The following is a 24,091-nucleotide window of genomic DNA, read 5'->3' as shown; positions in this document are numbered from 1 at the left end:
AGAAGACCTGTTGTGGCTTAAAGCAGGATGGTGCGGATGTCGTTCAGCAACTGGCTCAGGCGCTGGGTGAAGCGTGCGGCAGCCGCGCCGTTGATCACACGGTGATCGTAGGACAGCGACAGTGGCAGCATCAGCTTCGGCTGGAACGCTTTACCGTCCCACACAGGCTGGATAGTGGCCTTGGAAACACCCAGGATCGCTACTTCCGGCGCGTTGACGATTGGCGTGAAGCCAGTGCCGCCAATGTGCCCGAGGCTGGAGATGGTGAAGCACGCGCCCTGCATGTCGTCCGGGGTGAGCTTCTTGTCGCGGGCCTTGGCAGCCAGTGCAGCAGCCTCAGCGGCAAGCTGCAGCAGGCTCTTCTGGTCGACGTTCTTGATGACCGGTACCAGCAGGCCATCCGGAGTGTCGACGGCAAAGCCGATGTGCACGTACTTCTTGCGAATGATCGCCTTGCCGCTTGGCGCCAGCGAACTGTTGAAGTCCGGCAGCTCCTTGAGCAAATGTGCGCAAGCCTTGAGCAGCAGGGGCAGCACGGTCAGCTTCACGCCGGCCTTCTCGGCCACGGCTTTCTGCGCAACGCGGAATGCTTCCAGGTCGGTGATGTCGGCCTGGTCGAACTGGGTCACGTGCGGGATGTTCAGCCAGCTGGCGTGCAGGCCGGCCGCGCCGATTTGCATCAGGCGGGTCATCGGCACTTCTTCGATTTCGCCGAAGCGGCTGAAGTCGACGGTGCGGATCGGCGGAATGCCCGAGCCACCGGTAGCAGCGCCGGCAGCCGGAGCTTCCTTGGCCTTCTGCATCATGGATTTGACGTAAACCTGCACGTCTTCCTTGAGCACGCGACCGTGAGGACCGCTGGCGGTTACCGCGCTCAACTCGACGCCGAATTCACGGGCCAGTTGGCGCACGGCAGGGCCGGCATGAACCTTGGCACCGCTTGGCGCAGGTGCAGCCGCCGGAGCCGGTGCGGCCTCGGCTTTTGCAGCAGGCGCAGGTGCAGGCGCGGCAGCAGCCGGTGCGGCTTCAGCCTTGGCGGCCGGAGCAGCGGCGGCCGGAGCGGCAGCAGCCGGGGCAGCAGCGCCCGCCACTTTCAGCTTGAGGATGAAGTCACCAGTGCCGACTTCGTCTTCCAGCTTCACGGCAATGCTTTCCACCACACCGGCAGCCGGCGAAGGGATTTCCATGGAGGCCTTGTCGGACTCCAGGGTGATCAGCGATTGATCAGCTTCGACGGTGTCGCCGACTTTAACCAGCAGTTCGATGATCTTGGCCTTGCCCGACGAACCGATGTCCGGAACATGAATGTCCTGGACTGTTTCGGCGGCAGGTGCAGCCGCCGGAGCCGCAGGGGCCTCGGCAGCAGCGGCAGCAGCGGCAGGAGCCGGGGCAGCAGCAGGAGCGGCCGCCGCAGGGGCCGCATCAGCGGCACCTTCGATTTCCAGCTCAAGCAGTTCGTCGCCTTCTTTCAGGCGGTCGCCCAGCTTCACTTTCAGGCTTTTGACCACGCCGGCCTTGGGAGCAGGGATTTCCATGCTCGCCTTGTCCGATTCCAGGGTCAGGATGCTCTGGTCGGCTTCGACGGTGTCGCCGACCTTCACAAACAGTTCAATTACTTCACCTTCACCGCTGCCGATGTCAGGTACGCGAATGAGTTCGCTCACAGAAAGTCTCCTCAGCAGTCCAGTGGGTTGCGTTTTTCCGGGTTGATCCCGAACTTGACGATAGCGTCTGCTACCACCTTGGGTTCGATTTCACCACGGTCAGCCAAGGCTTCCAGGGCTGCCAACACCACGAAGTGACGGTCGACTTCGAAGAAGTGACGCAGCTTTTTGCGGCTGTCACTACGGCCGAAACCGTCGGTGCCCAGGACTTTGAATTCCTTGGACGGTACCCACTGACGAATTTGTTCAGCAAACAGCTTCATGTAGTCGGTAGAGGCGATAACCGGACCCTTACGGCCAGCCAGGCACTCTTCGACGTAGGTGCGCGCAGGCTTCTGGCCCGGGTGCAGGCGGTTGCTGCGCTCTACGGCCAGGCCGTCGCGACGCAGTTCGTTGAAGCTGGTAACGCTCCATACGTCAGCACCGACGTTGAACTCTTCACGCAGGATTTTTGCAGCTTCACGCACTTCGCGCAGGATGGTGCCGGAGCCCATCAGTTGCACGTGGTGAGCGGCTTCCTTGGTGTCTTCTTCGAGCAGGTACATGCCCTTGATGATGCCTTCCTCGACACCGGCCGGCATGGCTGGCTGCTGGTAGGACTCGTTCATCACGGTGATGTAGTAGAAAACGTCCTGCTGCTCTTCGGTCATCTTCTTCATGCCGTCCTGGATGATCACCGCCAGCTCATAGCCGTAGGTTGGATCAAAGGTGCGGCAGTTCGGGATGGTGCCCGCCAGGATGTGGCTGTGACCGTCTTCGTGTTGCAGGCCTTCGCCGTTCAGCGTGGTCCGCCCGGCAGTACCGCCGATCAGGAAGCCACGGGTACGGCTGTCGCCTGCTGCCCAAGCCAGGTCGCCAATACGCTGGAAACCGAACATCGAGTAGAAGATGTAGAACGGCAGCATCGGCTGGTTGTGGCTGGAGTACGAAGTACCGGCAGCGATGAAGGAGCTCATGGCGCCCGCTTCGTTGATGCCTTCTTCGAGGATCTGGCCCTTCTTGTCTTCCTTGTAGAACATCACCTGGTCTTTATCGACTGGCTCGTAGAGCTGGCCGACGGAGGAGTAGATGCCCAACTGACGGAACATGCCTTCCATACCGAAGGTACGGGCTTCGTCCGGGATGATTGGCACGATACGCGAGCCGATTTCCTTGTCCTTGACCAGCTGCGCGAGGATCCGCACGAAGGCCATGGTGGTGGAGATTTCACGGTCGCCCGAGCCGTCCAGGATTGCCTTGAGGGTATCCAGTGGCGGAGTCGGGATGTTGAAGCTCTTGGCGCGGCGCTGAGGCACGAAACCGCCCAGTGCAGTGCGACGCTCGCTGAGGTAGCGGGCTTCGGCGCTGTTTGGCTCCGGCTTGAAGAACGGCAGGTTCTCCAGCTCTTCGTCCTTGACCGGGATGTCGAAGCGGTCGCGGAACAACTTCAGGCTGTCGACATCGACTTTCTTGGTGTTGTGCGCAGTGTTCTTCGCTTCGCCGGCACCGGTGCCATAACCCTTGATGGTTTTGGCCAGGATGACGGTCGGTTGTTCTTTGTGGTTGACCGCTTCGTGGTATGCCGCGTAGACCTTGTACGGGTCGTGGCCGCCACGGTTGAGTTTCCAGATCTCGTCGTCGGACAGGTCTGCAACCATTGCCTTGAGTTCAGGCGTGTTGAAGAAGTGTTCACGTACGAACGCGCCGTCTTTGGCTTTGTAGTTCTGGTACTCGCCGTCGATGACTTCGTCCATGCGACGTTGCAGGATGCCGTCGACGTCCTTGGCCAGCAGTGGGTCCCAGAAACGGCCCCAGATGACTTTGGTCACGTTCCACTGAGCACCACGGAACACGCCTTCGAGTTCCTGGATGATCTTGCCGTTGCCGCGAACCGGGCCGTCGAGGCGCTGCAGGTTGCAGTTGATGACGAAGATCAGGTTGTCCAGCTTCTCGCGACCGGCCAGGGAGATGGCGCCCAGGGATTCCGGCTCGTCACACTCGCCGTCGCCCAGGAAGCACCAGACTTTCTGCTTGCCTTCAGGGATGAAGCCACGGGCTTCCAGGTACTTCATGAAGCGTGCCTGGTAGATCGCCTGGATCGGGCCCAGGCCCATGGATACCGTCGGGAACTGCCAGAAATCAGGCATCAGCCAAGGGTGCGGATAGGACGAGAGGCCCTGGCCGTCGACTTCCTGGCGGAAGTTGTTCATTTGTTCTTCCGTGATGCGGCCTTCCATGAACGCACGGGCGTAGACGCCTGGCGAGGTGTGGCCCTGGAAGTAGATCAGGTCGCCGCCATGTTCTTCGGTCGGGGCCTGGAAGAAGTAGTTGAAGCCGATGTCATACAGGGTTGCGCTGGAAGCGAAGCTGGAGATGTGACCGCCCAGGTCAGAATCTTTCAAGTTCGTGCGCATTACCATCGCCATGGCGTTCCAGCGTACCAGCGAGCGAATGCGGCGTTCCATGAACAGGTCGCCAGGCATGCGTGCTTCGTGGGTTACCGGGATGGTGTTGCGGTACGGCGTGGTGATGGCGTAGGGCAGTTGCGAGCCGCTGCGGGTCGCGAGTTCGCCCATACGGGTCATCAGGTAGTGAGCACGGTCTTCGCCTTCTTTGTCGAGAACCGATTCCAGGGCGTCCAGCCATTCCTGGGTTTCGACGGGATCGAGGTCTTGCATGGCTTGCTCCAGGGCGGAAAGGCTACCAGAATCGGTTGCCTGAAGTTTGCGACTGGCCTTGTGGGCAGACGACATAAATTCTTGGATGGCCGAAGGTTGCTTCGGCGTCCTGTAGTTTTACTACAAATCGTCGGCCATTTCAGCCTTTCGAATGTATATACGAGTAGTAAAACTACACAAGACTGAGCGGATTGCTCGGTCTAGCTGGCGAGCATAATCGTTATTGTTGATCTTTTGCGAACAAGAAAGGGTAGAGATTTGATGTTGACTGCCAAAAAAGAAAAATTTTCAGCTATTTCTAACCTTTGTTCGACAGTCCTTCACCGAGCGTGGTTCTTGCGTTCACAGCTACAAGCCCTTTACGCGCCGATCAAGGATAGACCATGAGCCTTCCAATGCAGGCCGAACTCCCGGCCATCCTGCTTCCATTTGCCAAGCGGGCCGAGCAGTCATTTCGTGACGCCGTGGCCGGATTGGACGGCGATAATGGCCTTTCTGAGTGGACGCCGCAACGTTGGGCTGACTTCGCCCGTGTGTGCGCCGCCAGTGATTTCGTCATTGAACAGAGTGTTCGTGACCCTTTGATGTTGCTCGAGCTGGTGGCCTGGGGCGAACTGGACCGCAGCTTTGCCCCCGGCGAGCTGTGCGGACAGATTGCGACGGCCGTGCAACAAGCCGAGACAGAAGACGAACTGGGCCGGGTTCTGCGCCGCCAGCGCACCCGCCAGCAGGTGCGGATCATCTGGCGCGACCTGACCCGACAGGCGGACCTGGTGCAAACCTGCCGTGATCTATCGGACATGGCCGACGCCAGCATCGACCAGGCCTATCAGTGGTTGTACCAGCGCCACTGCGTGTTGTTCGGCACACCCACGGGCCGTCGCAGCGGCGAACCGCAGCACATGGTCATCCTCGGCATGGGCAAGCTCGGCGCAGTGGAGCTGAACCTGTCGTCCGACATCGACCTGATCTTCGCCTACCCCGAAGGCGGCGACACGGTTGGCGTGAAGCGCTCGCTGGACAACCAGGAGTTCTTCATCCGCCTTGGTCAAAAACTGATCAAGGCCCTGGACCCGATGACCGTCGACGGCTTTGTGTTCCGGGTCGACATGCGCCTGCGACCTTACGGCTCGGCCGGGGCGCTGGTGCTCAGTTTCAACGCGCTGGAGCAGTACTACCAGGACCAGGGCCGCGACTGGGAACGCTACGCCATGATCAAGGCGCGGGTGGTGGCCGGTGACCAGGTGGCCGGTGCGCAACTGCTCGACATGCTGCGACCGTTTGTCTACCGGCGTTACCTGGACTTTTCCGCCATCGAAGCGCTGCGCACCATGAAGCAGCTGATCCAGCAGGAAGTGCGGCGCAAGGGCATGGCCGAGAACATCAAGCTGGGCTCGGGCGGCATCCGTGAAGTCGAATTTATCGCCCAGGCGTTCCAGCTGATCCACGGTGGCCGTGACCTGAGCCTGCAGCAGCGCCCACTGTTAAAAGTGCTGGGTACCCTGGAAGGCCAGGGTTACCTGCCGCCGGCGGTGGTCGCCGAGCTGCGCGATGGCTATGAATTCCTGCGCTACACCGAGCACGCGATCCAGGCGATCGCCGATCGCCAGACGCAGATGCTCCCGGATGGCACCGAAGACCAGGCGCGGATTGCCTTCATGCTGGGCTTTCCGGACTGGACCGCGTTTCATGAGCGCCTGATGTACTGGCGTGGCCGGGTGGACTGGCATTTCCGCCAGGTGATTGCCGATCCGGATGAAGAAGAGGGCGAAGAGAGCGAGTTGATGGTGGGCGGTGAGTGGTTGCCGTTGTGGGAAGAGTCCCAGGACGAGGAAGCCGCCTGCCGTCAGTTGCAGGAAGGCGGTTTTACCGACGCGCCCAAAGCCTTGAAAACCCTGGCCGGCCTGCGCAGCAGTCCGCAATTGCGTGCCATGCAGCGCCTGGGTCGCGAGCGTCTGGATGCATTTATCCCGCGCTTGCTGGCCCAGGCCGTTGAACATGCCAACCCGGACCTGGTACTGGAGCGCGTCCTGCCCTTGGTCGAAGCCGTCGCCCGGCGTTCCGCTTATCTGGTGTTGCTGACGGAAAACCCCGACGCCCTGCGTCGCCTTCTGACCCTGTGCGCCGCCAGCCCGTGGATTGCCGAGCAGATCACTCGCTTCCCGCTGCTGCTGGACGAACTGCTCAACGAAGGCCGCCTGTTCAAGCCGCCGCTGGCGCCGGAACTGGCCGCCGAATTGCGCGAGCGCCTGACGCGCATCCCCGAAGATGACCTTGAGCAGCAGATGGAGGCCCTACGGCACTTCAAGCTGGCCCACCGACTGCGGGTGGCCGCCTCGGAAATCGCCGGCAGCCTGCCGCTGATGAAAGTCAGCGACTACCTGACCTGGCTCGCCGAAGCCATCCTCGAACAAGTGCTGGCCCTGGCCTGGCGCCAGACGGTTGCCCGCTACGGCTCGCCGCAACGGGTGGACGGCACCTTGTGCGATCCTGGCTTCATCATTGTCGGTTATGGGAAAGTCGGCGGCATCGAATTGGGGCATGGTTCGGACCTGGACCTGGTGTTTATCCATGACGGTGACCCCCAGGCCGAAACCGACGGTGCCAAGCCGATCGACGGCGCGCAGTTCTTTACCCGGCTGGGGCAGCGAATCATTCATCTGCTGACCACCCAGACCAACTCGGGCCAGTTGTATGAAGTGGACATGCGCCTGCGGCCTTCGGGCGCATCCGGTTTGCTGGTGAGTTCCCTGGGCGCATTTGCGCGTTATCAGGAAAACGAAGCCTGGACCTGGGAGCACCAGGCGCTGGTGCGTGCGCGAGTGCTGGTAGGCAGTCAGGATGTGGGCCGTGCTTTCGAGCAGGTACGGGCGCAAGTGCTGGGCCGCGCGCAGGACCTGGACAAGCTGCGCCAGGAGGTCAGCGAGATGCGCGCCAAGATGCGCGACAACCTCGGCACCAAGTCCACGGCGGCGGGAACGGCGGCGAATGCCTTCGAACCCACGGCGTCGTTCGACCTCAAGCAGGACGCCGGAGGTATCGTCGATATTGAATTTATGGTGCAATACGCGGCTCTGGCGTGGTCTGCGCAACATCCATCGTTGCTGCGCTACACCGACAATATCCGCATTCTGGAAGGCCTGGAGCAGGTCGGGCTGATGCCCGCCGCCGATGCCCATTTGCTGCGCGAGGTGTATAAAGCCTACCGTTCCGCCGCTCACCGCCAGGCCCTGCAGAACGAGGCCGGTACGGTGGCCGGGGACCAGTTCGCTGACGAACGGCGCCAGGTGCAGCGAATCTGGCATGAACTGGGGTTAAGCTGAAACACTATATAAGGCGGGGAGGCATGAGCCTCCCCGTATCGTTTGTGGAAACTACATGAATATTCTGATCGTTGGGCCCAGTTGGGTCGGTGACATGGTGATGGCGCAGACACTGTTCCAGTGCCTCAAGCAACGTCATCCCGACTGCCAAATCGACGTGCTCGCCCCCGAGTGGAGCCGGCCGATCCTTGAGCGCATGCCCGAGGTGCGTCAGGCCTTGAGCTTCCCGCTCGGCCACGGCGCGCTGGAGCTGGCGACCCGTCGACGCATCGGCAAGTCCCTGGCCGGCCAGTACGATCAGGCGATCCTGTTGCCCAACTCGATGAAGTCGGCACTGGTGCCGTTCTTCGCCGGTATTGCCAAACGCACCGGCTGGCGTGGCGAGTTTCGCTATGGCCTGCTCAACGATGTGCGCAAGCTCGACAAGGCCCGTTACCCGCTGATGATCGAGCGCTTCATGGCCCTGGCCTACGCGTCGGGAGCCGAGTTGCCGACGCCTTATCCGCGCCCGAGCCTGCAAATCGACCCGGTCACCCGAGACGCCGCCCTGGCCAAGTTCGGCCTGGAGCTGGACCGTCCGGTGCTGGCGCTGTGCCCTGGCGCCGAGTTTGGCGAGTCCAAGCGCTGGCCTTCGGAGCATTACGCCAAGGTTGCGGAGATGAAGATTCGCGAGGGCTGGCAGGTCTGGTTGTTCGGCTCGAAAAACGATCATTCGGTGGGCGAGGATATTCGCCAGCGCTTGATCCCGGGGCTGCGCGAAGAGGCGGTCAACTTGAGCGGCGACACGTCCCTGGCCGAGGCCATCGACCTGCTGTCCTGTGCCGACTCGGTGGTGTCCAACGACTCCGGCCTGATGCACGTGGCCGCGGCGCTGAACCGCCCGCTGGTGGCAGTGTATGGCTCGACGTCTCCCGGCTTTACCCCACCGCTGGCCGACAAGGTCGAAGTGGTGCGCCTGGGCCTGGATTGCAGCCCGTGTTTTGATCGCACCTGCCGCTTCGGCCACTACAACTGCCTGCGCCAGTTGCTGCCGCAACTTGTCAGCGACGCGTTGCAGCGGTTGCAGGGCACTGTGGTCGAGGTTCGTTAAGTTGCGGGTTCTGGTAATCAAGACCTCATCCCTGGGCGATGTGATTCATGCCTTGCCGGCGTTGACCGACGCGGCGCGGGCGATCCCGGGCATCCGGTTTGACTGGGTGGTGGAAGAAGGCTTCGCCGAGATTCCCACCTGGCACCCGGCGGTGGACAAGGTGATCCCGGTGGCGATCCGCCGCTGGCGCAAGAACCTCTGGCAGACCTTCAAGAGTGGCGAATGGCGGCGCTTCAAGAAGAGCGTGCAGTCGACCAAATACGACCTGGTGATCGACGCCCAGGGCCTGCTGAAAAGTGCCTGGCTGACCCGCTACGTACGTGCCCCGGTGGTCGGTTTCGACAAACAGTCGGCTCGCGAGCCATTGGCGGCGCACTTCTATTCCCGACGCCTGGCCGTGGCCCGTGGGCAGCACGCGGTGGAGCGCTTGCGCCAGCTGTTTGCCGTCGCCCTCGGTTATGACCTGCCAAAAGGCCTGGGCGACTACGGCCTCAGTGTCGACAAGCTGCTGGGCCTGCCACCGAAAAAACCGTTTGTACTGCTGCTGCACGGCACCACCTGGGACACCAAGCACTGGCCGGAAGCCTACTGGCGCGACCTGGCCGAACGCATGGACCGCTTTGGCGTGGACGTGAAGCTGCCGTGGGGCAATGCCGCCGAAAAAGCCCGGGCTGAACGCCTGGCCCAGGGCCTGAAAAACGCCGAAGTGCTGCCCAGGCTGAACCTCGCGGGCGTGGCCCGGGTGCTGGCGGGTGCGAAGGCGTGTGTCGCGGTCGACACCGGCCTTGGCCACTTGGCCGCAGCGCTGGATGTGCCAACGATTTCCCTGTTCGGCCCTACCAATCCTGGCCTGACCGGGGCTTATGGCAAGGCGCAGATTCACCTGGCCAGCGACTTCCCGTGTGCGCCTTGCCTGCAAAAGAAATGCACTTATCAACCGACTGCCGAAGACCAGCGTCGGTTCGATCTCAAGCGCGAGTGGCCCCTGTGCTTCACTCGCCTGAACCCTGAGCGTGTCGCAACTCGTTTAAGCACGTTGTTACTGGCTGAGGAACACTGATGCAACTGGCTTTTGTCCTCTACAAATACTTCCCCTTTGGTGGCCTGCAGCGCGACTTCATGCGTATTGCCCTGGAGTGCCAGCAGCGCGGGCATCAGATTCGCGTCTATACGCTGATCTGGGAGGGTGACGTGCCGCCGGGCTTTGAAGTACTGGTGGCGCCGGTCAAGGCGCTGGTCAACCATCGGCGCAATGAAAAGCTCTACGCCTGGATCCAGGCCGACCTGGCCAAGCGCCCGGTCGACCGCGTGGTGGGCTTCAACAAGATGCCGGGGCTGGACCTGTACTTCGCCGCCGACGGCGTGTTCGAAGACAAGGCGCAGAACCTGCGCAACCCGATGTATCGCTGGTTCGGCCGGTACAAGCACTTTGCCGAATACGAGCGTGCAGTGTTCGACAAAGACGCCAAGACGCAGATCATGGTGCTGTCCGAACACCAGCAGCAGCTGTTCACCCAGTATTACGGGACCCAGGCCGAGCGTTTTCATTTGTTGCCGCCGGGCATCGCCCGCGACCGCCGCGCGCCGCCCAATGCTGCCGAGATCCGCGCCGAGTTTCGTCGCGAATTCGGCCTGGCCGACGATGATTTGCTGCTGGTGCAGATTGGCTCGGGCTTCAAGACCAAGGGCGTTGATCGCAGCCTCAAGGCCGTGGCCGCGCTGCCGTCGAGCCTGAAGAAACGCACCCGGCTATTTGTAATCGGCCAGGACGACCCCAAAGTATTCCAATTGCAGAGTGCTGCGCTGGGCCTGGGCGACCAGGTGCAGTTCTTCAAGGGCCGCAGCGACATCCCGCGCTTTCTGCTGGGCGCCGACCTGTTGATCCACCCCGCGTACAACGAGGCGGCCGGCATGGTGCTGATCGAAGCGGTGGTCGCCGGCCTCCCGGTGCTGGTGAGCAAGGTCTGCGGCTACGCGTTTTACATCGACAAGGCCCAGAATGGCCGGGTGTTGGACGAACCGTTCGAGCAGGCCCAACTCAACCAGTACCTGGTCGACATGCTCGACGATCCACAAGCGCGCGCGGCCTGGAGCCGCAATGGTCTGGCCTTCGCAGAGACGGCCGACCTCTATAGCATGCCGCAGTACGCTGCGGACCTGATTCTGGCGGAGCCAAACCGATGAAGTTGATTCTTGCCGAACCGTTCAAGACCCTGTGGGCCGGACGCGATGCGTTCGCCGAAGTCGAGAAGCTGGACGGCCAGGTGTTTCGTGAGCTGGCCGCGCGCCGTACCCTGCGTACGGAAGTGGAAGGCCGCCATTATTTTGTAAAGATCCACCGGGGAATTGGCTGGGGTGAAATCCTCAAGAACCTGATCACGGCCAAGTTGCCTGTCTTGGGCGCGGGCCAGGAGTGGGACGCGATCCAGCGTCTGCGGGAACTCGGCGTGCCCACCATGACCGGCGTGGCCTTTGGTGAAAAGGGCAGCAACCCGGCCGACCAGCACTCGTTCATCGTCACTGAAGAGCTGGCGCCTATCGTCAGCCTTGAAGACCTGACCATGGACTGGGTCAAACAGCCGCCCGTGCCGGCGATTCGGCATGCCTTGACCGTTGAGCTTGCGCGCACCCTGGGCACGATGCACCGGGGGGGCGTGAACCATCGTGATTGCTACCTGTGCCACTTCCTGTTGCACACCGACCAACCGGTTACCGTGCACAACATCAAGCTCTCGGTGATCGACCTGCACCGTGCCCAGGTGCGTTCGAAGATTCCCCGGCGCTGGCGTGACAAGGACCTGGCGGGGCTTTACTACTCCGCCCTGGAGATCGGTTTGACCCGGCGCGACAAACTGCGGTTTCTCAAGGCGTACTTCCAGCAACCCTTGCGCCAGATCCTGGGCGAGCAAAGCGCGCTGCTGTCGGCGTTGGAACGCATGGCCGCCAAGCTTTACGCACGCAAGCAACGATACGGGGATGCGCTCTGATGGCGGGTTGGAACCTGGAACCCGCTTACGCCGCCCTGGCGGATGACTTTGGTAGCCTGGAAGCCGTGTTCGCCCTGCAAGGCGAGCGGCTGACCCGCGATCCGTTGTCCGAAGTGATTCGCGTGGAGCGCGGCGGGGTCAACTATTACGTCAAGCGCTACGTCGGTGCAGGCAAGGGGTTGCGCCGCTATCTGGGCAAGCCACGAGTCAAGTCCGAATGGCAGAACCTCAAGCGCTTCGCCAAGTGGGGCATACCCACCGCCGATGTGATCGCCTGGGGTCTGGAGCGTAAAGGCCTGGCGTATCACCGCGGGGCGATGATCACGCGCGAGCTGCCGAAGACCGAAGACTTGTCGGCATTGGCCGAGCGCAATGACCCGCAACTGTCAGACCCGGTGTGGGTCAACAAGATCAGTCGCCAGCTCGCTGAATACACGCGGACCATGCACGACCACCGGTTTACCCACAACGATTTGAAGTGGCGCAACTTGTTGGTGGACGACCAGCAAACCCTGTACCTGATTGATTGCCCCAATGGCGATTTCTGGCGCGGGTTCTGGCTCAAGTACCGCATTACCAAGGACTTGGCCTGCCTGGACAAAGTCGCCAAGTATCACTTGTCGGCTACCCAGCGCCTGCGCTTCTACATGCAATACCGTCAGCGCAAACACTTGAGTGCGGCGGACAAACAGCGAATTCGCCACGTGGTGAAGTTTTTCGAGGGGCGAGAATGAGTGATTTCCTGGCGGCCGAAGATCGAGCATTGCTTGAGCGCAACGGCCTCGGCACTTTCGACGCGCTGTGGGCCAAGCAACTGGATGCGGTGGACGAGCCCAATACCAGCCGTGGCGGCTGGAGCAGCGTGTTTCGCCTCGAACTCGAAGGCCAGGGCTACTACCTCAAGCGCCAGAGCAACTACCTGACGCGCACTTTGCACCGCCCGTTTGGCGAGCCGAGTTTTGCCCGCGAATTTCGTAATATCAGCCGCTATCGGCAATTGGGTATTCCGGCATTGCAGGCGGCGTTTTTCGGTGAGCGCAAAGTGGCCGGAGAGCATCGGGCGATGTTGCTGACCCGGGCGCTGGATGGTTGGAATGACCTGGATTCATTGCTGGAGCAATGGTCTGAGTTGAGCGACGTGCAGCAGCGGGCAATCCTGCTGGCCTGCGGTCAGCTTGCTCGTCAGTTGCACAGCGTGGGCCAGGTGCATGGCTGTTTTTATCCCAAGCATATTTTCCTGCAAGCCACCGGCGACGGGTATGCGGCACAGTTGATCGACCTGGAGAAAACCCGCCCGCTGCTGTTCGGCTGGCGTGACCGGGTCAAGGACCTGGAGCCGCTGCTGCGCCGTGCGCCGCAATGGTCTGACGATCAGGTTCGCCAGCTGTTGGCGGCCTACCTGGACCAGCCGCAGGACAGCGCATTGGTTGCCACCTGGCACCAGCGCCTGGCGGCCCGGCGCAGTCACAAGGAGAACCGCTGATGCGTTTGTCCGAACTGAAAAATGCCGGCCGCACGCCAAGCCTGCCCCTGAGCATCGAACTGGCAGACGCTGCCGGGCCTGGGCAGTTGCAACTGCTGAGCCTGCTGCGGGTATTGCCGGGCCAGCGTTATGTCGGCGCAGCTGTGTGGCGCGGGCGCCCGGTGCTGGCCAAATTGTTGGTGGGCAGCAAGGCGGCGCGGCATTTTCAGCGTGAACTCAAGGGCGTGCGGCTGTTGGCCGAACAAGGCCTGACCACACCGCTGTTGCTGGCCGATGGTCTGCAAGAGGGTGAGGGCGGTTGGCTGCTGTTCGAGTTTCTTGAAGGCGCCGACAGCCTGGCTGATGCGTGGCAGGCTGTTGAACACCTGCCGCCGCTGGCTGACCAGCAGCAAGCGGTGCTCGCCGAAGCGCTGGGTGCGATTGCGCAGATGCACGCCAAGGGCCTGTGGCAGGAAGACCTGCACCTGGACAACCTGCTGCGTCAGGACGGCAAACTGTATTTGATCGACGGCGCCGGGATCTGTGTCGAAGAGGCGGGCAAACCGCTGTCGCGCAACCGGGTCCTGGAAAACCTTGGGGTGTTTTTCGCGCAGTTGCCGAAAAACCTCGAGCCGTTTACCGAAGAGTTGCTGGTGTATTACCTGCTGAGCAATGGCGAACACGCGTTGCCGCTCGAAGCGTTGCAGAAGCAGGTACGCAAGGTCAGCGTCTGGCGCTTGAAGGATTTCCTGAGCAAGGTTGGCCGGGAGTGCACGCTGTTCAGCGTCGTGCGCGGGCCGTTCGCTCTGCGCGCGACTCGTCGTGAGGAAGAAGCGGCGATGCTGCCGGTGCTGGCGCAGGCCGATGCGCTGCTCGACCAGGGCCACCTGTATAAAACCGGTGGGGCGGCCAGTGTCGCCAAGGTCGAGGTGGCCGGTCGACCACTCGTGATCAAGCGCTACAACATCAAGGGTTTTGCCCATTGGCTCAAGCGCTTCTGGCGCCCGAGCCGGGCCTGGCATTCGTGGCGCGAAGGCAATCGCTTGGCGTTCCTCGGCATCGCCACGCCCAAGCCGCTGGCGTTGCTGGAAAAGCGCTTCCTGTGGCTGCGCAGCCGCGCGTATCTGGTGACCGAGTACCTGCCGGGGCCGGACATCATCGAGCGGTTCGCGCCGTATGTTGAGAGTGGCGAGGCACCCGAGGCCGAATTGCAGGCCCTGGATTATTTGTTCGCAGAGTTGATCCGCGAGCGCATCAGCCATGGGGATTTCAAGGGGCATAACCTGTTCTGGCACACGGATCGCTGGGCGCTGATCGACCTGGATTCGATGTGTCAGCACACGTCCTTGAGCAGCTTCGCTCCGGCATATGCCAGGGATCGGGCAAGGTTTATGCGTAACTGGCCTGAGAGCAGTGCGTTGTATCGGGTGATTGATCAGCGGTTGCCAAAGGCAGTGGGCTAGGGGTTTAGGGCCGCTGCGCGGCCCAACGGGAGCAAGCTCCCTCGCCACAAGTTCGATGGTCAGTTTCTAAAATGTGTACTCGGCGCCTGCGCCGGCGTACCAGGAGCGTCCCGGCGCTGCTTCGTAATAGCGGCCGTTGCCGTCTCCGACAATCACCGACCCCACATATTGGCGATCCAGCAAGTTATCCAGGCGCAGGGTCTGGTGGAACGTCCAGTGCTCCACCTTCTGCTCAAAGCGTGCACGCCAGTTGAACACGCTGTAGCCCGGTGCCGCGTGTTGCTGGTTGGTGTCTTCGACGTAGACCTTGCTGCGGTACATGCCTTCCACGGCGGTGCTGACCCAGTCCCGGGGTTTCCAGTTGAGCTCTGCGAATAGTGTGGTTTGTGGCACACCGGGGAGGTAGTTGCCTTTGTCCACCGGTTTGCCGCCGCCAATGAAGTCGCTGTCGTAGGTGGCTTGCAGGCGGGTGTAGGCGATGTTGGTGCTCCACTGCTCGCTGAGCTGGCTTTCGATGCCCAGTTCGAAGCCGCGGCGCAGGGTGCGGCCGGCGTTCTGGTAGCTGGTGCGGCCGCCGATCGATTGGTCCACCACCAGCTCGTCCTCGGTGGTGATCTGGAAGACAGCGGCGTTGACCCGGGTGTCGTTCAACTGTGCCTTCACGCCCACTTCATACTGCGTGCTTTCCGACGGCTTCAGGCCGAAGTTGAACCCTTCGATGTTGCCCGGCGCGTACGCCAGTTCCGCCTGGGTTGGCGTCTCGAACCCCTTGCCGGCACTGACGTAGCCGTGCAGGTCGGGCGTGAAGGCGTACATCACGCTCACGGACGGTGTGTTCTTCTGATAGGTCTTGTTGCCGCTGGAGTCGCCGTTGCTCAGGAACTGGTCGTCGACATCCAGTTCCATGGTGCTGTGGCGTACCCCGGCTTGCAGGGTCCAGCGATTGATGGCCCAGTTGGCCTGGATGTAGGGGTCGAGGCTGCGGGCGGTGTCGATTTCATCCCGGCGCAACTGGCCTTTTACGCCAAGGGTGTTGCCGCTGTAATTCTGGTAGCCGTGGCGGCTGTCTTCGCTCTGGTCGAAATCCAGGCCGGTGATGATCATCAGCTCGCCCGGCACGCTGTCGACCGGTTGCATCCAGCGCACGGAGCCGCCGTAGAACTTGCGGTCGAACTGCACCACGCCGCCGCCGCGTTCGTTGGCGGGCGTTCCCTTGGGAATCGACAGGTACTGAATCACGCTCCGTCGCCCGGTATAGGCATTCACCTGCAGTGTGGCGTCACCGAAATACCGCTCGTAATTCATCCCCAGTTGCTGGTGGTCGATGCTTTTGCGGGTGTTGTACAGCTCGGCGGCGCTGCTGACCGAGCGCGGGTCAGCCTTGTACGCATCCCACGCCTGCCCCAGCGGATCCTGCGTGCCGTTCTGTTCCAGGCTGCTGTAGATCAGCGCCAGTTTGCTGTCTTCATCGGGCTCGAAATTGAGCTTGGCAAAGGTCTGGTCGCGGCGGGCGCTGCTGTGGTCGCGATAACCGTCGGTGTCCATGCGCGAGGCGTCCAGCACGAAGCCTGCGCCGTCTGCCGCGCCTTCGGCGGTGAGGTGGTTCTTGCTCAGGCCGTCACTGCCCACCAGCGTCTCGGCACCGATGCGCGGCGGGCCTTCGCCGTTGCGGGAGAACATCTGGATCACGCCGCCGGCATTGCTGCCATACAGCGTGGCGGCCGGGCCGCGCAGGACTTCGATGCGCTCGGCGGTGTCGAGGTTGAACGTCGCCGCCTGGCCCTGACCGTCCGGGGTGCTGGCGGGTATGCCGTCGGCGATCAGCTTGATACCGCGCACACCAAATGCCGAGCGGGCACCGAAGCCACGGGAGGAAATCTGCAAGTCCTGGGCGTAGTTCTGGCGATTTTGAACCACCAGGCCGGGCACGCGGGACAGTGCCTCTGAAGCATTGATGCCCAGTTGGCCATCGCTGATTTGCTCACGGCTGATGCTGTCCACCGAATACGGCAGGTCAAACGACGGGCTGGCACTGCGCGAACCGGTGACCACGCTGGGGTCCAGGACCAGTGGCGCTTCATCGGCCTGGGCGCTGCTGTACAGGCCAAGCAGTCCGGGAAGCAGCATCGCAAATCGAGTGGGTACAACAACTTTCATGAGTAAACCAGCATCCATGGCGCACAAAAGTGCGCGAGTTTAACGATTCAGCCAGCTTTTGCCATTTCGGAATCTTCTTACATGGCGCGGCGGTGCGTGGGGTCTGGGTCGCCAACAGGGCCGATGTTAGCGTTGCTGGCCATTCAGAGGGCTTGCCATGACGCTAAAAATGATTGCTGCGCTAAGCATTGGAATCCTTGTGTTGAGCGGCTGCGGAACGGCCAATACGCTGTTGCGTGAAGACGCGGCGGCGGCACGTGAACTCAGGAAGCAAAAAACCTACTGCCAGTCGATTCCCCGTGTCTACAGCGGGGTTGCCTTTGATTTCTGCCTGCTGCACGCCGCGCCGGACCTCACTGGCGTGCTGATGCCATTCGTTCTATTGGATATAACGGTCTCGGGCATTGTTGATACAGTGGTCCTGCCCTATACGGTCTACAAGCAAGGTACCGATGGCAACATCAGTATCTATTGGCGCCCGGGTTCATAAACGGATCCGGCAAGGTTGTATGGGGCAGGGATGAATGCCCACACTTATGCCAAATGGAGTTGTCCGTGAGTCTTGCAACCAGAGTCCTTCTCGCCGCTGTACTGGTATCCACCACCGGTTGCGGCACCATCAACACGGTGTTTCGCCCGGACGCCGTTGCCAGTCAGAACCTCAAGGAATCGCGCAGTTATTGTGAAAACGTGCCGCGTATCTACAGTGGGGTGATCTATGGTTTCTGCACCTTGAACGGCGCGCCCGACACCACCAAAGAGCACACGCGCGATGCCTCCGGCTCCCTGCCGATCTTCGCCGCCGAGCTCGTGGCCTCCGGCTTGCTCGACACCCTTGTGCTGCCCTACACGGTCTACCGCCAGAACAGGGACGGCAGCATCGAGATTTTCCGCTAGGCCTGCAGTGACAACCGGTCGCCACAATCCCTAGATCATCCCGCGCCGTGTTTACGCTATAATCCCGCCCTTTAGCTGTTTCTCGCCCAGGCGGGGAGCACACTTTTTTCAGGCGTGACGCGCCTGCATGCAGACTAAAAGAGGCTAGACCCCTGTGGCATTGACGATTCTTGGCCTGTCCGGCGCCCTTAGCCATGATCCTTCCGCAGCCTTGTACATCGACGGCAAGCTGATCGCGGCCGCCGAAGAAGAGCGCTTCGTGCGCGACAAACATGCAAAGAACCGCATGCCCTACGAATCGGCGAAGTTCTGCCTGGAACAAGCCGGTATCAAGCCTTCCGACGTTGATGTGGTGGCGATTCCGTTCGCCCCCATCAGCCTGTTCGGCGAGGCCCGCTGGCACTACGCCAAGCGTTACTGGTACGCCCCGGACCGCGCCCTCGACGCGATCCTGATGGGCAACCGTCGCTACAAGCGCTATCGCAACAAGATCGTCTGGTGCCTGGAGCAACTGGGCTTCGATCCGAAGAAAATCAAGATCGAACCGGTTGAACACCATCTGGCTCACGCCTCCAGTGCCTACCACTGCTCGGGCTTCCAGGAGAAGACCGCGATCCTCGGGATCGACGGCAAGGGCGAGTACGCCACCACCTTCTTCGGCTACGGCGAAAACGGCAAGATCCACAAGATCAAGGAATTCTACGATCCGGACTCCCTCGGCGGCCTGTATGGCGCGATCACCGAGTTCCTCGGTTTCGAGATGCTCGACGGTGAGTTCAAGGTCATGGGCATGGCGCCGTATGGCGATGCCAGCAAGTACGATTTCTCGCGCCTGGCCTCCTTTGAAAACGGCGAGCTGGTGATCAACACCGACTACGCCAACGTCATCGGCCTGCGCCGCTACAAAGAGAAGGGCAAGGGTTTCTACTTCTCGCCAAAACTGATCGAGTGGCTGGGTCCGAAGCGCGAAGGCGATATCGCCGACGAGCCGTACATCCACTACGCGGCCAGCATGCAGGCGCTGTTCGAGAAGCTGGCGTTGCAGATGATCGACCATTACCTGGGCGACATCCTCAAAGACACCGGCAAGCTGGCCTTCGCCGGCGGCTGTGCGCTGAACGTCAAGCTGAACCAGAAGATCATTGCCCGCGACGACGTCAAGGAGCTGTTCGTGCAGCCGGCGTCCGGCGATGCCGGTACCGCGGTCGGTGCGGCGGCCTACGTGTCCCACGCCCGTGGTGTGCCGGTGGAGAAGATGGAACACGTCTATCTCGGCCCGTCCTACAGCAACGAAGACGTGATCGCGGCGTGCGCCAAGCACGAGAGCAAGCCGGTCTGGCGCAAGATTGAAAACATGCCCAAGCGCATCGCCAGGATCATGGTCGACGGCAACCCGGTGGCCTGGTTCCAGGGCCGCATGGAGTTTGGCCCGCGTGCCCTGGGCGGTCGTTCGATCATCGGTTGCCCAAGCGCCACCGGCGTGGCTGACCGGATCAACCACCAGATCAAGTTCCGCGAGCGCTGGAGGCCTTTCTGCCCGTCGATGCTCGACACCGTTGCGCCACAGATGATCAAGGTCGATCACCCGGCGCCGTTCATGACCTTCACTTTTGAAGTGTCGGAAGAGTGGAAAACCCGCGTGCCGGAAGTGGTCCATGAAGATGGTACCTCCCGTGCCCAGGTGCTCAAGCGCGAATACAACCCGCGCTACTACGACATGATGAAAGAACTGGAAGTACTGACCGGCAATGGTGTGTCGCTGAACACCTCGCTCAACCGTCGTGGCGAAGCGATGATCTGCTCGCCGACCGACGCGCTGAACATGTTCTTCGGTTCCGACCTGCAGTACCTGATCATGGAAGACATCCTCGTGGTCAAGGACGGCGTGGACCCTTATGACGCCGTGGTCTAAATGCTGAACCGCTTCCAGGGCTGGCGTGAACGTGGCTGGACGCCTGTCGAGGCCGAGGTTTACGCCCAGGCCTGGCAGCGTTTTGGCGGCAGCGTGGCGACTCATCCGCAGATCGTCGAGCGGCTGGCGCACCTGGCGCAGATTCCGGTGCGCTACCTGGGCTGGGAGCAGGACGGTGAGCTGAAGGGCGCAATTGCTACCTGGGGGCGCGACCTGGCCCTGTCCAAGGACGTGCTCAAGCGCAAAGGCAAAAAAGGCCTGTTTGATCTGGGTAACGCCGAGATCATCCTGCCGATTGCCGCCGATGCGCAGGTGCCGTTGCGCCATCGCGCGCGCTATCTCTCTGCACTGAATGAAGGGCGCGTGAGCACCCTCAAGCCCCAGGCCGAGCAGTTGGCCATGGCGCGCACACCGGAAGAGTTGTCGAAGAAGTTTCGCTACAACCAGCGCCGTGAATTGCGTTTGCTGGAAGAGGCGGGCGGCGTGGTGCGGGCGGTCGGCGAGTTTTCCAGCAGCGAACTGGCGGCGATTTACTGCGACCTGTTCCAGCGGCGCTGGGGCTTCCCGGCCGCAGGTGCCGAGCGTTTGGCCGAGGTGCTGGAGTTGCTCAAGGAATTCCTGTTCGGCTCGGTGCTGTTTCTCAATGACGCTGCGATTGCCGTGCAACTGGTGTATCAGGTGCAGGCGCCGCAGTGGGTCAGCGCCGAATACGTCAACGGCGGTGTCGACCCTGAAACCAAGGCGTTCAGCCCCGGCAGCGTGCTGAGTTTCCTCAATACCCAAAGTGCCTGGGAGCAAGCGCGGGCGAGCGACAAGCCGCTGCGTTTCTCCTTCGGGCGTTCCGACCGTGAATACAAGGAGCGCTGGTGCAACCCGGTGCCGGTGTTCAGCGTATGAGTCGCAAACAGCAATTGCTCAAGCAGCACCGGCGCAACAAGCGTATTGCGCTGTTGGTGGGCCTGTTGCTATTGGTGGCTGTCGGTGTGCTGGTGGCCTGGTGGTTGCCGCTGGTGCTGGCCGTGGTGCTGTGGGCCGCGCATGAGGCCTGGTTTGCCGATCATCTGTTCTACTCGCCTAAAGACGACTATGAGTACGCGTTTCCTGAAGGGAGCGAGTGCACGGGCCTGCGTCTTGAAGCCGGGCGCCTGCTGTTGGACACGCCTCTGGTGGGCGATGAAACCCTGATCGTCGGGATTGAACTCAAAAGCTCTTGGCTCGGGCGTTTTCTCGACCCGGCGGTGGACGTGTCGGGCCTGGATGCACCCGACCGGCAAGTCTTCGAGCGTGGTCTTTCAGGCCGGCGTTACCTCAACCTGACGGGCATGGGCGAAGCACTCGCCGGCGGTAAGCTGCGCTTGCGCGGGCGCTTCTGCCGGATCAAGGGGCAGCCGACGCTCTGGTTGTTCCGCCAGCCGGACTACCGTCGCCAACGGGTGATGGTCATCGCGCCCCATGCCGACGATGCCGAATTGGCCGCTTTCAGCCTGTACAGCCAAGCCGACGAGAGCTGGATCGTCACCCTGACGGCGGGCGAAATCGAAGCCGATCACTATCAGCAGATGGGCATGCCCAAGGCCGATGCCGCACGACTCAAAGGCCGCCTGCGTGCCTGGGACAGCGTCACCGTGCCGCGTTGGGCGGGCGTTCCCGAAGCGCAGTGCGTGCAGTTGGGGTACTTCTGCATGCAGCTTGCAGCGATGCAGGCCGCACCGGATCAGCCCCAGGCTTCCCGGGAAGCTCAGTTGGACGATACGCGGCTGTTTCGCCAGTTCAATGCCCTGGCCTTGCCCGGGGATGTGGACGGCGCCCCGACCTGGAATAACCTGATTGCCGACCTGCGGGCATTGCTGCTCAAGGCGCGCCCGCAGGTGATCGTGTTGCCAACGCCGTTGCTGGATCCGCACCCGGATCACATCTGCGCCCACGCCGCGATTCTCGAAGCCTTGCAAGGCCTGGAGTGGCAACCGGGCACGTTGCTCGGCTACGCCAACCACCTGCATGATAACGATCGTTGGCCCATGGGGGATTCGGGCGCTGGCGTGGCCTTGCCGCCGCGTTTTGATGCCTCCCGTGAACTTGTGCCTTGCAGCTTGCCGCTGACGCTCAGCCAGCAGCAGGACAAGGCCATGGCCCTGGGCATGATGCACGACTTGCAGCCGCGGGCGCCGTTCAAGCGCCGCGTGCGCAGGTGGTTGCAGCAATTACTGGCGGGCCGTAGTCCATCGCCTTACGGAGAGAATGAGTTCTTCCGCAAGGCGGTGCGCCGTCATGAGTTGCTCTGGGTGTTGAAGCAGGATTGAGACCTTATTGAAGGCAGGCTTGCAGCGCCTGCCGCCCCTTTTCGCCGGGCTGCGCGCCCGCAGCCAGATTGCAGCATGGAGAGTTATGAAACCTCGTTTCAAGGTTTTGCAGTTACAGCCGGACTACAACGTCAAGACCCACGACTTCGCCGACCTCGGCGAGCAGATCGTCAAGGCCTTGCCGGCTGAACGTTTCGAGGTCACATCCGGGTTCCTCAGCGGCCGCCCGCTGCCCGGCCAGCCCCTGAGCGTGGCTGAGCACTCCCATTATTTCGAGTTGCCGGAAAAGTCCCTCAAGGGCATTCGTTTCGGTGCGATGTGGCAGATCTATAAATATTGCCGCGAGCAGAAATTCGACGTGGTCATCTGTAACCGCTTCAAGTCGGTGAACATGATGCTGTCGCTCAACCGCTGGTTGAAGATTCCCCTGTGCATCGGCATCTCCCACGGTTTTGGCGAGTACGCCCGGGGCTACCGCCGGCGGCAGACGCAGAAGTGGGTCAGCCCGGCGTGGCGATTCGTCGGGGTGTCGGCAGCGGTCAGGGATTACCTGGTGGACCTCAACTGCGGGTTCACCCGCGAAAACACCACCTTTGTCACCAATGCCATCGACATCCCCCAGGCCGAAGCCTTGCAGTTGCCACGGGATGAAGCGCGCAAGGCCCTGGGCTTGCCGCTGGATGCACGGATGATTGGCGCCCTGGGCCGCCTGGTGCCGATCAAGGGCCACACCCATTTGTTGCAAGCGTTCGCCACCCTCAAGGACAAATACCCTGAGGCCCAGGTGGGGATCATCGGCTCCGGCCGCGCCGAAGCAGACCTGCGCGCCGATATCGAGCGCCTGGGCCTGACCGGCCGTGCGCACCTGCTGGGCTTTCGCGAAGATGGCATGAAGTATGTGCGCGGTTTCGACATCTGGACCATGCCGTCGTTGTTCGAAGGCCTGGGCCTGGCGCTGCTGGAAGGCATGAGCGGCCATCTGCCGGTCATCGCCTCCAATGGCCCGGCGATGCTGCCGTTGGTGCAAGGTGCCGGCGGCCTCTCCCATGATCCGGGCAATGTCGAGCAGTTGGCGGCAGCACTGGACACTTACCTGGCGCTGAGCGACGAAGAGCTGCGTGCCAAGGGTGAGCAAGTGTTCCGCTACCTGGAAGAAAACCACACCCTGGACGAGTTCCGGCACAAGTATTTGAACCTGATCGAAACCGGTCTGCGTGAAGTAGGTAAAGCATGAGTCTGCAGCAACCCCTGGTCACTGTGATCATCGCCTCCTACAACCACGGGCCGTACATCGAGCAGAGCATTCTCAGTGTGCTCGGCCAGACCTACCCCAACATCGAGTTGCTGGTGGTAGACGATGGCTCCAGGGATGACAGCGTGGAGCGCATCCAGCGCTTGCAGGCCGAACACGGGTTTGATTTCCAGGTGCAGCAGAACCAGGGCCTGACCAATACCCTGAACGGTGCCATCGCCCGCGCCAAAGGCAGCCTGATCGCGCCATTCGGCTCCGATGACATCATGCTGCCCGAGCGCATCGCCACCCAGGTTGCCTACATGGAAGGCAAGCCGAAGGTGGGCATTTGCGCCGGCAATATCGAGTTGATTGATGGGGACGGCAAGCCATACCCGGAGAAGAAGCAGCGCCGCGACTTGCCGTTTCGCAGCCTGGATTTCGATGACCTGTTCCTCGATCGCAAGCCCTTTCCGCCGGCACCGACGCTGATGATCCGTCGGCAGGCGCTGGAAGAGGTCGGAGGGTTCGATCCGCTGATTCCGCTGGAAGACTTGCTGATCGAATTGAAGATCACCCACGCCGGGTACACCATCGACGTGTTGAGCGTGGTGATGGCGCGCTATCGCCAGCACGCGACCAATACCTACAAGAATCACCGCTACATGATCCAGAACATCCTCAAGACCTACGGGTTGTTCAGCGATCATCCCGCCTACGATCAGGTTCGCTACAACTTCCTGAACTCGATGTTCCTCAAGACCGCCGACCGTGACCGCCCACTGGCGCGGGAGATCCTCAAGCAGATTCCGTTGAAGTTCTGGGGTCGCAAGACCTTGCGTGGGTTGGTGCGGCTGTACCTGGCGCCGCAGCGCAGCTCATAGGGCTTCGGCCGGGCCATTGCGTTCACCGCAATGGCCCGGGGCCTGCAACCCCGGCGCTTCAAAC

Annotated in this window: 18 protein-coding genes; 15 read left to right on the top strand and 3 right to left on the bottom strand. The window is 61.8% G+C overall.

Features of this window, described 5'->3' with window-relative positions; all coding sequences use genetic code 11:
* Positions 1–17 precede the first annotated feature (17 nt).
* Positions 18–1,664, bottom strand: a complete 1,647-nt coding sequence (aceF, locus tag A462_RS02255; protein ID WP_008439163.1) for a dihydrolipoyllysine-residue acetyltransferase — start codon at positions 1,662–1,664, stop codon at positions 18–20.
* Between the two features lie 11 nt (positions 1,665–1,675).
* Positions 1,676–4,321: a pyruvate dehydrogenase (acetyl-transferring), homodimeric type gene (gene aceE / locus A462_RS02260; protein ID WP_003209439.1), complete on the bottom strand. Its 2,646-nt coding sequence runs from the start codon at positions 4,319–4,321 to the stop codon at positions 1,676–1,678.
* A 383-nt stretch (positions 4,322–4,704) separates the two neighbouring features.
* Here aceE and glnE point away from each other — a divergent pair, with 383 nt between their 5' ends.
* The 8 genes from glnE to A462_RS02300 are packed head-to-tail and all read left to right on the top strand — an operon-like array spanning position 4,705 to position 14,646.
* Positions 4,705–7,644 (top strand): bifunctional [glutamate--ammonia ligase]-adenylyl-L-tyrosine phosphorylase/[glutamate--ammonia-ligase] adenylyltransferase, encoded by a 2,940-nt coding sequence (gene glnE / locus A462_RS02265; protein ID WP_032899861.1) that lies wholly within the window; start codon positions 4,705–4,707, stop codon positions 7,642–7,644.
* A gap of 55 nt (positions 7,645–7,699) precedes the next feature.
* The gene (gene waaF / locus A462_RS02270) at positions 7,700–8,734 is read left to right on the top strand and encodes a lipopolysaccharide heptosyltransferase II (RefSeq protein ID WP_008439161.1); all 1,035 of its coding nucleotides are present in this window, start codon (positions 7,700–7,702) and stop codon (positions 8,732–8,734) included.
* Position 8,735: 1 nt separating this feature from the next.
* The gene (gene waaC / locus A462_RS02275; RefSeq protein ID WP_008439160.1) at positions 8,736–9,794 is read left to right on the top strand and encodes a lipopolysaccharide heptosyltransferase I; all 1,059 of its coding nucleotides are present in this window, start codon (positions 8,736–8,738) and stop codon (positions 9,792–9,794) included.
* Positions 9,794–10,918: a glycosyltransferase family 4 protein gene (locus tag A462_RS02280; RefSeq protein WP_008439159.1), complete on the top strand. Its 1,125-nt coding sequence runs from the start codon at positions 9,794–9,796 to the stop codon at positions 10,916–10,918. The genes waaC and A462_RS02280 overlap by 1 nt, the downstream gene beginning before the upstream one ends.
* Positions 10,915–11,721 carry a lipopolysaccharide core heptose(I) kinase RfaP gene (gene rfaP, locus A462_RS02285; RefSeq protein WP_003209450.1) on the top strand — a complete coding sequence of 269 codons (807 nt, stop codon included), beginning with the start codon at positions 10,915–10,917 and terminating at the stop codon, positions 11,719–11,721. The genes A462_RS02280 and rfaP overlap by 4 nt, the downstream gene beginning before the upstream one ends.
* Positions 11,721–12,455, top strand: a complete 735-nt coding sequence (locus A462_RS02290; RefSeq protein WP_003209451.1) for a lipopolysaccharide kinase InaA family protein — start codon at positions 11,721–11,723, stop codon at positions 12,453–12,455. The genes rfaP and A462_RS02290 overlap by 1 nt, the downstream gene beginning before the upstream one ends.
* Positions 12,452–13,204, top strand: a complete 753-nt coding sequence (locus tag A462_RS02295; RefSeq protein WP_008439156.1) for a lipopolysaccharide kinase InaA family protein — start codon at positions 12,452–12,454, stop codon at positions 13,202–13,204. Before A462_RS02290 ends, A462_RS02295 begins: the two co-directional genes overlap by 4 nt.
* Entirely contained in the window at positions 13,204–14,646 is a 1,443-nt protein-coding gene (locus tag A462_RS02300; protein WP_008439147.1) for a lipopolysaccharide kinase InaA family protein, read from the top strand. The genes A462_RS02295 and A462_RS02300 overlap by 1 nt, the downstream gene beginning before the upstream one ends.
* Before the next feature lie 66 nt (positions 14,647–14,712).
* Here the strand turns inward: A462_RS02300 and A462_RS02305 are convergent, their stop codons facing one another.
* A complete protein-coding gene (locus A462_RS02305) occupies positions 14,713–16,803 on the bottom strand; it encodes a TonB-dependent receptor family protein (protein WP_032899860.1) in 2,091 nt (696 codons plus the stop codon).
* Positions 16,804–16,960: 157 nt separating this feature from the next.
* Here A462_RS02305 and A462_RS02310 point away from each other — a divergent pair, with 157 nt between their 5' ends.
* The 7 genes from A462_RS02310 (at position 16,961) to A462_RS02340 (ending at position 24,027) form a co-directional block, all read left to right on the top strand.
* The gene (locus A462_RS02310; RefSeq protein WP_032899859.1) at positions 16,961–17,293 is read left to right on the top strand and encodes a YceK/YidQ family lipoprotein; all 333 of its coding nucleotides are present in this window, start codon (positions 16,961–16,963) and stop codon (positions 17,291–17,293) included.
* A gap of 53 nt (positions 17,294–17,346) precedes the next feature.
* The gene (locus A462_RS02315; protein WP_008439144.1) at positions 17,347–17,700 is read left to right on the top strand and encodes a YceK/YidQ family lipoprotein; all 354 of its coding nucleotides are present in this window, start codon (positions 17,347–17,349) and stop codon (positions 17,698–17,700) included.
* 154 nt (positions 17,701–17,854) lie between these two features.
* Positions 17,855–19,612 carry a carbamoyltransferase family protein gene (locus tag A462_RS02320; protein WP_008439143.1) on the top strand — a complete coding sequence of 586 codons (1,758 nt, stop codon included), beginning with the start codon at positions 17,855–17,857 and terminating at the stop codon, positions 19,610–19,612.
* On the top strand, positions 19,613–20,509 hold the full coding sequence (locus A462_RS02325) for a GNAT family N-acetyltransferase (protein ID WP_008439141.1): 897 nt from the start codon (positions 19,613–19,615) through the stop codon (positions 20,507–20,509).
* Positions 20,506–21,912, top strand: coding sequence for a PIG-L deacetylase family protein (locus A462_RS02330; protein ID WP_008439139.1), 1,407 nt, complete (start codon positions 20,506–20,508; stop codon positions 21,910–21,912). The genes A462_RS02325 and A462_RS02330 overlap by 4 nt, the downstream gene beginning before the upstream one ends.
* A gap of 85 nt (positions 21,913–21,997) precedes the next feature.
* The gene (locus A462_RS02335; protein WP_008439138.1) at positions 21,998–23,146 is read left to right on the top strand and encodes a glycosyltransferase family 4 protein; all 1,149 of its coding nucleotides are present in this window, start codon (positions 21,998–22,000) and stop codon (positions 23,144–23,146) included.
* Positions 23,143–24,027: a glycosyltransferase gene (locus tag A462_RS02340; protein WP_003209477.1), complete on the top strand. Its 885-nt coding sequence runs from the start codon at positions 23,143–23,145 to the stop codon at positions 24,025–24,027. Before A462_RS02335 ends, A462_RS02340 begins: the two co-directional genes overlap by 4 nt.
* Positions 24,028–24,091: the final 64 nt, after the last annotated feature.

The sequence above is a fragment of the Pseudomonas sp. Ag1 genome, assembly GCF_000278565.1.
Taxonomy (GTDB): domain Bacteria; phylum Pseudomonadota; class Gammaproteobacteria; order Pseudomonadales; family Pseudomonadaceae; genus Aquipseudomonas.
Note: the sequence above shows the minus strand (reverse complement) of the source record. Positions and strands in the feature narration are given on the sequence as shown.

What these genes read in the sequence shown, in the direction of transcription:
- waaF (WP_008439161.1), top strand. Translation starts at nt 7,700, where the DNA reads ATGAATATTCTGATCGTTGGGCCCAGTTGGGTCGGTGACATGGTGATG.
- A462_RS02300 (WP_008439147.1), top strand. Translation starts at nt 13,204, where the DNA reads ATGCGTTTGTCCGAACTGAAAAATGCCGGCCGCACGCCAAGCCTGCCC.
- A462_RS02305 (WP_032899860.1), bottom strand. Translation starts at nt 16,803, where the DNA reads ATGAAAGTTGTTGTACCCACTCGATTTGCGATGCTGCTTCCCGGACTG.
- A462_RS02310 (WP_032899859.1), top strand. Translation starts at nt 16,961, where the DNA reads ATGACGCTAAAAATGATTGCTGCGCTAAGCATTGGAATCCTTGTGTTG.
- A462_RS02290 (WP_003209451.1), top strand. Translation starts at nt 11,721, where the DNA reads ATGGCGGGTTGGAACCTGGAACCCGCTTACGCCGCCCTGGCGGATGAC.
- A462_RS02340 (WP_003209477.1), top strand. Translation starts at nt 23,143, where the DNA reads ATGAGTCTGCAGCAACCCCTGGTCACTGTGATCATCGCCTCCTACAAC.
- A462_RS02295 (WP_008439156.1), top strand. Translation starts at nt 12,452, where the DNA reads ATGAGTGATTTCCTGGCGGCCGAAGATCGAGCATTGCTTGAGCGCAAC.
- glnE (WP_032899861.1), top strand. Translation starts at nt 4,705, where the DNA reads ATGAGCCTTCCAATGCAGGCCGAACTCCCGGCCATCCTGCTTCCATTT.
- rfaP (WP_003209450.1), top strand. Translation starts at nt 10,915, where the DNA reads ATGAAGTTGATTCTTGCCGAACCGTTCAAGACCCTGTGGGCCGGACGC.
- A462_RS02330 (WP_008439139.1), top strand. Translation starts at nt 20,506, where the DNA reads ATGAGTCGCAAACAGCAATTGCTCAAGCAGCACCGGCGCAACAAGCGT.
- aceE (WP_003209439.1), bottom strand. Translation starts at nt 4,321, where the DNA reads ATGCAAGACCTCGATCCCGTCGAAACCCAGGAATGGCTGGACGCCCTG.
- A462_RS02280 (WP_008439159.1), top strand. Translation starts at nt 9,794, where the DNA reads ATGCAACTGGCTTTTGTCCTCTACAAATACTTCCCCTTTGGTGGCCTG.
- A462_RS02315 (WP_008439144.1), top strand. Translation starts at nt 17,347, where the DNA reads ATGGAGTTGTCCGTGAGTCTTGCAACCAGAGTCCTTCTCGCCGCTGTA.
- A462_RS02325 (WP_008439141.1), top strand. Translation starts at nt 19,613, where the DNA reads ATGCTGAACCGCTTCCAGGGCTGGCGTGAACGTGGCTGGACGCCTGTC.
- A462_RS02335 (WP_008439138.1), top strand. Translation starts at nt 21,998, where the DNA reads ATGAAACCTCGTTTCAAGGTTTTGCAGTTACAGCCGGACTACAACGTC.